Source organism: Defluviitalea phaphyphila (genome assembly GCF_001466305.1).
Lineage (GTDB): Bacteria > Bacillota > Clostridia > Lachnospirales > Defluviitaleaceae > Defluviitalea_A > Defluviitalea_A phaphyphila.
In genome coordinates this window covers 79,175-90,663 of the sequence record NZ_JWID01000004.1, presented here as the reverse complement: position 1 = coordinate 90,663, position 11,489 = coordinate 79,175, and the positions used below count along the sequence as shown (strand labels likewise).

Sequence of the window (11,489 nt, the reverse complement as noted above, 5' to 3'; positions counted from 1 at the left end):
ATTTTAAAATTTATTTTTATTATTAGTATTATAGGTTGTGTAAAAATTATTTTCTTAATAGATCAAGAGGTATAATAATTTAATATATTTTACTACTTATTCCAAGGGAATTTAAGACTGTCTACCCCTTTTTTTTGGTCAATTAATTTTTCAATTAAATATGCTAATAATGTCCACATTACATAAGATTTATATTTATTAAAACAATAGAATCTAGAGTTTTCTAAATTGTAACGTTGTTTTAATACTGCAAATAATTTTTCTATTATAATTCTTCCTGTATATTTTTTAATAAGAGATTTTAGAAATAACATATTCTTTATTCTATATTAATTTTATAGAACTTAAAGATTTATCTTTTATTTATATTAGTTAATAAGTTAATAGTAACTTTATTACAAAGTTTAAATAATTTAATTTTAACATCATCACCTAGTAATATAAAAATCATAATCTTTTAGTTTGTTTATTAAATCTTTACAATTACTATCACATATGTTAGCTGTAATAAAAATTAAAAGTTAATTTCTTCTTTTTTCTATTTGTCTAATTCTAATAATTAAAGTAGAATGGTTGAAACATATTTTAATCTTATAATAGTAGAAGCTAAAGCGTCATTAGATAATGTCCGTTCTAATTCTATTAAACAGTAAATTTTATTCATAATTTTATAAATTAAGCATTGAATTATCTGTAAATTAGAATATTTTTTAGGTCTACCTACTTTCTTAAAGTTATTTTTAGATGTGAATCTTTCAAAAATCCTTTGTAACTTTTTACAAACTTTATAGAAGGAGGTTATCTTTTATCATGTTAAGTGTATAATCATGTTAGTCGTCTTTTCTAGGAGATTGTTTTTGTGTGTTACTTAACATAANCTTTTATCATGTTAAGTGTATAATCATGTTAGTCGTCTTTTCTAGGAGATTGTTTTTGTGTGTTACTTAACATAATACTAGAAAGTGATGACTATTTTAATGGTAATTTTAGTTATTCAACAAACTATAATATTTTTTAAATAATTATTTTATGGAATTTTATAAGATAAATTGTATTATAATAATAAAAATGATATAATTAACACGCTTAAATTAGCGTGTTTTTATTTTAAGTTTAAGGAGAAGGAGATATGTGGATAGATAAATTAAAACAATATTTTATATACATTATTATTCTAACATTTTCTATTATGAGTGTTATTGATTTTTTTAATATTTTTAAATTTAATACAGCTTTATCAGATATTTTTTTGCTTTTGTTATGTATTATATATCTTATTGACATTAAAAATTTTAGCTTTAAGAAAAATTTTCCTCATTGGTGGTATTTTATTTTGCTTTTAATAGTATTATTTATTTCTAATTTTACTGCTATATATTTTAAGGATATTAATACGGTAGATATTATAGGGATTTTTAGTGAGGCTATTAAATTTATATTGGTTGGTATATATTTTTTTATAGGCTATAACAGTTTTTCAAAATTAATAGAATTAAAAAAAGTATCTTTATTTTGGATTATTGGATTATGGTTTAATATTTTAATAGGCTTATTTGTGCAATTTAACTATTTTGTAGGTAATAATATTATATGGCATAATACTATTTCTTCTAATAATCGCTTTATGGGTGGTCTTACAGATGCTAATCTTGCTGGAACATATTTAACTTTATCTTTCTTTATGGTTATTGTTTTTATAACTTTATATAATGATAAAATTTATAAATATCTAGGATATATAACACTGTTATTAACAGCTTTTTGTATTTTTATGACTCAGTCTAGAGGTTCTCTTGTAGGATTTTTAGTAGCATTGGGATTATATATATTGTGGAATATAAAGAATTTATATAAAGTTGTTATTTTAGCTATTCCATCGATTTTAATATTGTATTTAGGATTTGTAGATATGGATTATTCTTTATTTAATCAAAATTTATCAAGTAGTATTGAACAAAGATTAGAATCTGCAGTAAAAAGGGAAGGACAGTTTTTAATTAGAAAAAATCTTTCTTTAGCTTCTATTAAAATGGGATTAGATCATCCTATATTAGGAGTAGGAAGGGGAAATTTTGTGCTTAATTCTACTCCTTATATAGATGAACTTTATGATAAAAGAGATGATTTTATTTATAGTGAAAGTATTAGAAGTCTTCCTCATAATACTTTTGCAGGTATTTTTGCTGAAATGGGTTTTATAGGATTGGGCGTATTTAGTTCTATATTTATTTTATTGTTAATTAAGATGTGGAAAAATAGAAATAAAATTAATATTATATTTCTTTTTGCTCTTATTGGATTTGCAGTGCAGTCATTAGTATTATCTTTAGAAAATTTTAGAGGATTGTGGTTATTAATAGGAATATTGTTTGCTTTACAAGAAATAAATGTTAATATTGCAGAAGAAGAAAAAAAAGATGGAAATATTCAGTATAATAGATGGTTATTGATATATCTATGTATTTCTTTTGTATTTTTAAGTGGGATATATTTAGATATAGCAAGAAAGATTCCTAAAGAAGTAGTATTAGGTCAGGAAGAGTTAGTATATGATATTGATGTAGAAAATAAGGAGCAATTTTACTTATTAGAGTACTATTTAAAAGATAAATCAAAAGATGGAATAAGTTATGTTAAAGTTTATGAAAAGTTAAATGATGGATTAGAAAAACTAATTTATCAATATAAATATAACAATGCAAATGGTGTAGGGAAAATAATGTTAGAACCTAATAGTAATACTAATAAATATATTATTAAGTTTAAATCTATATATAGTAATTCACAAGAACTAGATAACATAAGTCTTAATTTAATTCAGTATAAAGTGGAAGATAAGATATTCCCTTTACATGATTATTTGTATGCACCAGATTGGTTAGAAGAACTTTTTGTAAAAAATCAATGGATTTATAAAAAAGAGGTAAAAAATAATGAATATTCTATCACAGAAAATAAATTTCCTGTAAATTTTTCTAAAGATATTACATTAGAAAAAATAGAATCAGATAATGAAAGTATAACATTTTATATGAAATCTAAAGAGACTATAAAAGAAGATAAAAGTCTTATATTAGAATATGAAGTAGATAATATTAATAAATCTATTAGCGAAAAGCAAAAATTTACAAGGTCGTATTTAATTAATCCTAAAACTAGTACTTGGGAGTTAGGAAATATATATAAGTTTACTGTTCCTTTAGAAGGAAATGGAGAAAATTATAAAGTGAAAGCTTACATAAATGGAGAAGGTAGTGAAAAAATCTTTGTAGGTAATTTTCATCTTAATAAATATTCTTTAATAGATTATTTAAATCAAATAAAAGATAATCAGCTTGTATTAATATCTATTAAAGATGAAGGGACTGTAGGATTAATTCCAGAAGTTACTAATGAAATGGGGAAATTAGGATTGGAAAGTTTATTAAAAGGAAAATATAGATATTCGTATTTAGCTATTGGTGGGAAGATGGATAAAATAGATTCTATAGAATTATTAGATAATACTATGTTAGAATTAAAATTAGATAAAGGAAGTAAATTAGGAGATATTATCATTCCATTTAATCTTTATATGAAGAGTGCAGGATTTACTACAGGAAATATTTCTAGCATAGTTATTGATGGAAAAGAGTATTCTCAAAATCAAAGAGGAATGAATATTGTAGTATATGATTTAGAGAAAAATAAAGTAGTTGATAGTACGTATTTTGATACTTATTTGTCTATATATAAGTAATATTGATAAAAATTAAACCTTGTTTTTCAAGGTTTAATTTTTAGTGTAATGTAGTTATATGTTGAAATATAGAAAATGTTTAATTCTCATCAAAAATTTGTTATAATAGCTTAGATGACTTTATATGGGAGAGGATTTAGCATGAATCAAAAGAAGACAAAATTTATAAAAGAAATTATGGCTATTATTGATATAATTTTTACAATATTATCATTTTTTATAGCTTATTGGATTAGAGATTACTTTTTTGTAGAACTATATGGTAGGTTACAGGGTATAAATCATTATATTTGGGTATTGTGGGTTATAGTACCTACATGGCCTATATTATTAAGTGTATTTAAAGTGTATGATTTATATAAAGATGGTAAAGTATACAATAATATAAATATTCTTTTTAAACTAGTACCTGCTGTAATTATAGGTGAATTAGTTTTAGCTTCTACATTTTATTTTATGGGAGATAATAGTATTAGTAGATTGTTTTATGGAATATTTGGTATAGTTAATTTATTTATTCTTTGGTTAGATAAAATATTTATAAAATTATTTTGGAAATCTATTTTTATACGTAAAACTTATCATGAAAAAGTAATTGTTGTTGGAACAGAGGATAGAGCAGAGCAATTTGGAAAATATATAGAGACAAGACCAGATTTGATGATTGATATTATAGGATATGTTCAAGTAGAAGATAATAAAAATAATAAAAAAATTAACGATGATAAGATATTAGGTAAAATAGAAAATTTAATTGATATTATAAAAGAAAATGTTGTTGATGAAGTGGTTTTTGCTTTACCGAGAGATTATATAGGAAATATAGAAGAATATATATTAGATTGTGAAAGTATGGGAATTACAGTTCATATGGTAATGGATTTATATGATTTAAAAATTGCTAAAACTACAGTAGAAACGATTGGGACTTTTCCTGTTTTAACTTTTTATACAGTAGGATTTACTCCTATCGAATTAGCTTTAAAAAGAATAATTGATATTTTAGGGGCTATTGTAGGATTAATTATTACAGGAATGGTATCTATTTTTATTATACCTGCTATTAAGTTAGAATCACCAGGGCCAGCATTTTTTTCTCAGTATCGTGTAGGACGAAATGGTAGAAAATTTAAGTTTTATAAATTTCGTTCTATGTATCAAGATGCAGAAGAAAGAAAAAAAGAATTAATGAAATATAATGAGATGAAAGGTCATATGTTTAAAATGAAGGATGACCCTAGAATTACTAAAGTAGGTAAATTCCTTCGAAGTACCAGTTTGGATGAGTTGCCTCAGTTTTGGAATGTGTTAAAAGGTGATATGAGTCTTGTAGGAACAAGACCTCCTACAGTTGATGAAGTAAAAAATTATGAGATTTATCATAGAAGAAGGATTAGTATTAAGCCAGGACTTACTGGTATGTGGCAGGCTAGTGGAAGAAGTGACATAAATGATTTTGAAGAAGTTGTTAAATTAGATGTAGAATATATTGATAATTGGTCTATTTTATTAGATATTAAAATATTATTTATGACAGTTTTTTCAGTATTAAAAAGAAAAGGATCTAGATAGAGGAAATAAAATTATAATTACTATAAAAATACCTTCTTTATAAAATATAAAAGAAGGTATTTTTTATTCTATTTATTTGATATAATAGTAATAATTAAGTTGATGATGGGTGTGGAGAAGAATGAAATATAAGGCTAAAAAAATACTTATTTTTGGTATAGACATTGTGCTAATTAATTTATCTATTATTATGGCATATTATTTACGTTTTGGACGCAATATGCCAGTATATTATTTTAAAGTTTATTTTGAAATGGCTTTTTTTGTAACTTTAGTAAAACTTTTTGTTTTTTATTATATGGGATTATATAAACCTATTTGGAAATATGCTGGGATTGATGAAGTTATAAATTTGGTTTTTATGATATGTATTGCTAATGGAATTATTATTATTGGTATTTATTTTTTTAGATTAGAAGTGCCTAGGTCCATTTATGTTATTGCCACTTTTATTGATATTATATTTATAGGGGGAACTCGATTTATAAAACAGATTTATAATAGATTAACTTTTCAAGAAAATATTTTTATGAAACGTAAAAGAAAAAGGGTTATGATAGTTGGAGCAGGAGAAGCAGGAGGACTACTTATACAAAGTTTTAAAAATCATCCCTCATCTAATCGTATTCCAATATGTTTAGTAGATGATGACCCTTATAAATTAAGAAGAAAGATTAATGGAGTCCCTGTTCTAGGTAATAGGGATATGATTTCTCTTTTAGCCTATGGTAAGAAAATAGATGAAATTATTATTGCTATTCCTTCTATTAAAAAGAGGGATTTAGTAGATATTATCAATGAGTGTAAAAAGACTCAATGTGTTGTTAAGATACTTCCGTCGATTCATGAAATAAAGGAAGTTTCAGGGAATATTCAAGACCTTTTGCTTCAAAAAATGAGACAAGTTAATATAGAAGATTTGTTAGGAAGAGACCCTGTTGATTTAAATATTGATGAAGTGTCTGATTATATAAAAGATAAAGTTATACTTGTAACAGGGGCTGGAGGGTCTATTGGTTCAGAACTTTGTAGACATATAGGAAGATTTAATCCTAGGATGTTAGTTATGTTAGATATTTCTGAAGAAAATTTATATGATTTAGAAAATGAATGGAAAAGAATATATCCTAATATATCATATGAAACAGTAATTGCTAGTATTAGAGATAAAGATAGACTTTTTAATGTTTTTAATAAGTATAAGCCTCATATTGTATTTCATGCAGCTGCTCATAAACATGTCCCTATGATGGAAAAAAATCCAGAGGAAGCTATTAAAAATAATGTATTTGGTACTTGGAATGTGGTATGTACTGCTCATGAGATGAAAGTTAAAAGATTTATAATGATTTCAACGGATAAAGCTGTAAACCCAACTAATGTAATGGGAGCTACTAAAAGAATATGTGAAATGATGATTCAAGCTATGAATAAAGTTAGTAGTACAGAATTTGTAGCTGTACGTTTTGGAAATGTTTTAGGAAGCAGCGGCAGTGTAATTCCTTTATTTAAAAAGCAGATAGAAGCTGGGGGACCTGTTACGGTTACCCATCCAGATATTATAAGGTATTTTATGCTTATTCCTGAAGCAGCCCAACTTGTCATACAAGCAGGGGCTATGGCTAAAGGGGGAGAAATTTTTGTACTGGATATGGGAGAGCCAGTTAAAATAGATAAATTAGCTAGGGACCTTATTAGATTATCTGGATTTATACCGGATGAAGATATAAAAATAGAGTACATAGGGCTTCGTCCAGGAGAAAAATTATATGAAGAACTTCTAATGGCAGAAGAAGGACTGACTAGTACAAAGTATAATAAAATACATATTGCTAAACCTATGGAAATTGATATTAAAGAAATAAAAGAAAAAATTGAAATATTAGAGGGAGTTATTGGGAAAGAAAAAGAAGAGATAATTAAAGCTTTAGAAAAGGTAGTACCGACATATAAAAGACAAAATTAGTAAAAATATATTGATTTATATTAGGTTGCTAAATAATTGACGTATTTATACTATTTGTTAAGGGTTTATTTTAGTGGTATAATTATTTTAGGTATCTTTTTTAAGTGAGTGTTTTTAGTGGTATTTGATTAGGTATTCAAAAACTTAGTGGATATATAATTATAACTTTAATATAAAATCTTTATTTACATATAATAATAAATATATATGGAAAGGAGTTGTAAAAATGAAAAGATTTGCAGTTATTATGGCTGGAGGGGGAGGAACTCGTTTTTGGCCACTATCAAGGCAGGCTTCGCCAAAGCAGATACTAAATTTAACAGGAAAAGATGTTATGATTAATGAAACTATTAATCGTATAAATCCTTTAGTCCCCTATAGCCAGACTTTAATAGTGACTAATCAAGTGCAAGAAGAAATTATGAAGGAAGTAGTCATAAAGGATATTCTTAAGGAAAATATTTTATTAGAACCTATAGGTAGAAATACAGCTCCTTGTATTGGTTATGCTGCTATGGTGTTAAAAAAGAGGGAAAAAGACGCTCTTATGTGTGTATTACCTTCTGACCATTATATTAAAAATGAGTCAGAGTTTGTAAATATATTAGATAAATGTTTTAATTTAGCCGAAAGTACAGATTCTTTGATTACTATAGGAATTAAACCTACATTCCCCTGTACAGGATATGGATACATTCATATGGACAAAGAAGTAGGTAGTAGCGTGTATGAAGTTGAAGAGTTTGTAGAAAAGCCTAATATTCAAAAGGCAAGGCAGTATTTAGAAAGTGGAAAGTTTTTATGGAATAGTGGAATGTTTGTATGGAAAGCTTCTACTATTTTAAATAATATTGAAAGATTTTTACCAAAACTTTATGATAGATTAGTAGAGTTAGAAAAATATATTGATACTGAAGATGAACCTAGAGTTTTAAAAGAATTATATCCAAAGATGCCCAATATATCTATTGACTATGGTATTATGGAAAGAAGTAATGATGTATTAGTTGTTCCTGGAGATTTTGGATGGAATGATGTAGGAAGCTGGGATAGTTTAGGAAGTATATATGAGCCAGATGAAAATGGAAATATTATTATAGGAGAACATGTCAATATAGATACTACCCATACTACAGTTTATGGTAAAGAACATCTTATAGCTACACTAGGAGTTGATAATCTTATTATAGTTCATACTCCCGATGCTACTTTAGTTTGCCCTAAGGATAGAGCTCAAGATGTTAAAAAGATAGTGGATGAATTAAAATCTAAAAATAAAAAGGAATTATTATAAAAACAACCCTCTTCATATTAAATATGAAAGAGGGTATTTTTAGATTTACTTATTTGGTATAATAATAATTAAAATGTCTAATTAATAAAAAGAATATAAAGTATTATAATAATTTAGGAGGATGTTATTATGAATCCAAAGGAAGTAAGATGGAAACAAAGATTCCAAAACTTTGAAAAAGCATATTCTCAATTAAAATTGGCTATTAAAGATTTTGAAAAACTTACTGTTCTTGAAAAAGAAGGATTAATTCAGAGATTTGAATATACTTTTGAACTTGCTTGGAAAACTCTTAAAGATTATTTAGAATCTCAAGAAGTAATAGTTTCTTTTCCTAGAGAAGTAATTAAATCAGCATTTCATTACGGCCTTATTAAAGATGGAGAGATATGGATGGATATGTTAGAAAAGAGAAATCTCATGGCTCATACCTATGATGAAAAACGATTTAATTTAGCAGTGTCAAAGATAAAAGAAGAATATTTTAATGCTATATCCCAAGTTTATAATGAGTTAGGAGAAAGAAAATGAAGTACGGAATATCACAAAAAAGCTTTAATATGATTATAGAAACTTTAAAACTTTATAAGGAAATAGAGAAAGTTGTAATCTTTGGAAGTCGTGCAATGGGAAATTATAAAAATGGGTCGGATATAGATTTAGCTGTGTTTGGTAAAGAAGTAACAGATGAAATTATTAATAGATTAAGTATACGATTAAATGAAGAATTACCTATTCCGTATTATTTTGATATTCTTCATTATGAAACTTTAAGTAATGAGGAATTAAAAGAACATATAGAAACTTTAGGAAAAATTTTTTATAAACGAGATGAGATATTATAAATATTTAGTAAATTATACATAATATAAAGAAGGAGGTGACATTTTGGAGAAAAAAAAGATAAGTAAATATAGATATAAGATTATTAAGGAAGAATTAGATTATCAAATAAATAGAGGATTTATAAGTGAAGAGGTTAAAGGAAATATTTTAAATTCTTATGAAATAGCAAAAAGATTTAACTTTATACAGACTATCTTAATAGTTGCTGCGGTGTTGATTGGAGCAGGGATTCTTAGTTTTATTGCCAGTAATTGGGCTTACATGTCTAAACCTTCAAAGTTTTTAACTATTATATTTTTTATTGGAGTTTGTAATTTTGGGGGGCTTAAGTTAGAAAATATATATCCTAGGGTATCTAGAAGTCTAATTTACTTAGGATTGATTATTTATGGAGCGGGAATATTTTTAGTAGGACAGATGTTTCATTATAGTTCTGATTTTGGGTCGGCTTTTTTAATTTGGTCAGTGGGGGTATTTCCCATAGCTTTAGTGTTAAAAGATAGGATTCTATTTAGTTTTGGAGAAGCTTTAATTTTTATTTATATTTACTTATTAACAAAAGGAAAGTTTGAATTTTTAATTATTAGTATCGGGATTTTAGCTATATTGTATTTACTAAATAAAAGAATACAAAAATCTCATGATATTATTTTTTTTAATATAGCTATATTATTAACTGTGATAATGAAATCATTAATTCTTTTTGAAGTAGAGCCTCTATTTATTGCTATTATATTTTTTATAATAGGATTATCCATGAGTCTTACAAAATTAAAAAAAGAGCTTATGGTTAATTCTATAGGGATTTTAGTATATGGTATTGCAGGTATAATATTAACTATTTCTGAATTATGGGAATTTACTTTTTCTAATTTAGGCTTTTTTTCTTTTATTTTTGCTATAGGATATTTTATTTTTCTAATATATTTATTAAATAAAGGAGAGGTTTATCCTATTATTTTAATATGTATTTTAATATTTAGATATTATATAGATTTATCCTTTGATTTTATGCCTAAATCTCTTTTCTTTATTGGAGGAGGATTGATTTTAGGAGGATTTGGATATTGGTTTGAGAAAAAAAGAAAAGAAGGAAGGGACAAATTTGATAAAAAATAAAAAGATATTAGTATTATTTATACCTATAATTGTTTTAATTTTAATGATTATCCTTCCTCTTATGACTTATTTAATGGGTGAAACTATTATACTAAAGACTAGACCCTATGACCCTAGGGATTTATTTAGAGGAGATTATGTTTCATTAGATTATGAAATAGAAGAAATAGAAATAGATAAGTTTGAAGATGGAATTATTGTAAATGATAATGGTATTTATAAAAACGAGATAGATAAAGTATATATTGTTCTAAAAGATTTAAATGGAATTCATACAGTTGATTATGTAGCAAAGGATAAACCTAAAAATAAACAATATTTGTTTGCAAAGATACAAGGAATTAGAAATGCTTATAAAGACAGTAATGAACCAGCTATTGTGATGTTAGACTGTGGATTGGATAATTATTTTGTACCAGAAAATACAGGAATGGAATTAGAAGAGATGTCTAGGGAAGGAGCATTACTTGTAGAGGTAAAAACTTTAGGAAGTTATGCTATACTTAAAAGTGTATATCCTATGGAATAAAAAGTTCTTCTTAAGAAGAACTTTTTTATGCTCTGATAACTTCAACGGCATATCCATCTGGATCTTTAACAAAATAATATTTTGGAGGTTCTCCAGGAAGCCCTTTTAGTTCTGTTACTTCATATCCCATATCCATATGTTTTTGTCTTGAAGCTTCCAGGTCGTCTACAGAAACTGCTATATGACTAAATCCATTACCTATTTCATAAGGTTTTTCAGGATTATAGTTATAAGTTAATTCTAATTCATATTGTCCTGTTTTATCACTTAAATAAACTAAGGTAAATTTATGTTCTGGGAAATCTTTTCTACTGGTTTCTACTAAACCTAGAGCTTCTTTATAAAATTTTAATGATTTTTCTAAGTCCATTACTCTTATACAAGTATGAAGCATTTTATAATTCAAAAGTACCACTCCTTTTAA

General features: G+C 25.6%; 10 protein-coding genes. 8 read left to right on the top strand and 2 right to left on the bottom strand.

Features of this window, described 5'->3' with window-relative positions:
- Window positions 1–92: 92 nt before the first annotated feature.
- Window positions 93–314, bottom strand: coding sequence for a transposase (locus OM90_RS04280; RefSeq protein ID WP_058485666.1), 222 nt, complete (start codon window positions 312–314; stop codon window positions 93–95).
- Window positions 315–1,129: 815 nt separating this feature from the next.
- On the opposite strand from OM90_RS04280, the gene OM90_RS04275 reads away from it, so the two are divergent.
- The 8 genes from OM90_RS04275 to OM90_RS04240 all read left to right on the top strand — a co-directional run bounded on the left by OM90_RS04275 (window position 1,130) and on the right by OM90_RS04240 (window position 11,065).
- Window positions 1,130–3,739, top strand: coding sequence for an O-antigen ligase family protein (locus OM90_RS04275; RefSeq protein ID WP_058485665.1), 2,610 nt, complete (start codon window positions 1,130–1,132; stop codon window positions 3,737–3,739).
- Between the two features lie 141 nt (window positions 3,740–3,880).
- Window positions 3,881–5,311, top strand: a complete 1,431-nt coding sequence (locus OM90_RS04270) for a sugar transferase (protein ID WP_058485664.1) — start codon at window positions 3,881–3,883, stop codon at window positions 5,309–5,311.
- Window positions 5,312–5,432: 121 nt separating this feature from the next.
- On the top strand, window positions 5,433–7,277 hold the full coding sequence (locus OM90_RS04265; RefSeq protein WP_058485663.1) for a nucleoside-diphosphate sugar epimerase/dehydratase: 1,845 nt from the start codon (window positions 5,433–5,435) through the stop codon (window positions 7,275–7,277).
- A gap of 226 nt (window positions 7,278–7,503) precedes the next feature.
- Entirely contained in the window at window positions 7,504–8,571 is a 1,068-nt protein-coding gene (locus tag OM90_RS04260) for a mannose-1-phosphate guanylyltransferase (protein ID WP_058485662.1), read from the top strand.
- A gap of 129 nt (window positions 8,572–8,700) precedes the next feature.
- A complete protein-coding gene (locus tag OM90_RS04255; protein WP_058485661.1) occupies window positions 8,701–9,102 on the top strand; it encodes a nucleotidyltransferase substrate binding protein in 402 nt (133 codons plus the stop codon).
- Window positions 9,099–9,416 carry a nucleotidyltransferase domain-containing protein gene (locus OM90_RS04250; protein WP_058485660.1) on the top strand — a complete coding sequence of 106 codons (318 nt, stop codon included), beginning with the start codon at window positions 9,099–9,101 and terminating at the stop codon, window positions 9,414–9,416. Before OM90_RS04255 ends, OM90_RS04250 begins: the two co-directional genes overlap by 4 nt.
- A gap of 43 nt (window positions 9,417–9,459) precedes the next feature.
- Window positions 9,460–10,536 carry a DUF2157 domain-containing protein gene (locus OM90_RS04245; RefSeq protein ID WP_058485659.1) on the top strand — a complete coding sequence of 359 codons (1,077 nt, stop codon included), beginning with the start codon at window positions 9,460–9,462 and terminating at the stop codon, window positions 10,534–10,536.
- Window positions 10,523–11,065 carry a GDYXXLXY domain-containing protein gene (locus OM90_RS04240; RefSeq protein WP_144428538.1) on the top strand — a complete coding sequence of 181 codons (543 nt, stop codon included), beginning with the start codon at window positions 10,523–10,525 and terminating at the stop codon, window positions 11,063–11,065. The genes OM90_RS04245 and OM90_RS04240 overlap by 14 nt, the downstream gene beginning before the upstream one ends.
- Window positions 11,066–11,090: 25 nt before the next feature.
- Here the strand turns inward: OM90_RS04240 and gloA are convergent, their stop codons facing one another.
- A complete protein-coding gene (gene gloA / locus OM90_RS04235; protein ID WP_058485657.1) occupies window positions 11,091–11,471 on the bottom strand; it encodes a lactoylglutathione lyase in 381 nt (126 codons plus the stop codon).
- Window positions 11,472–11,489: the final 18 nt, after the last annotated feature.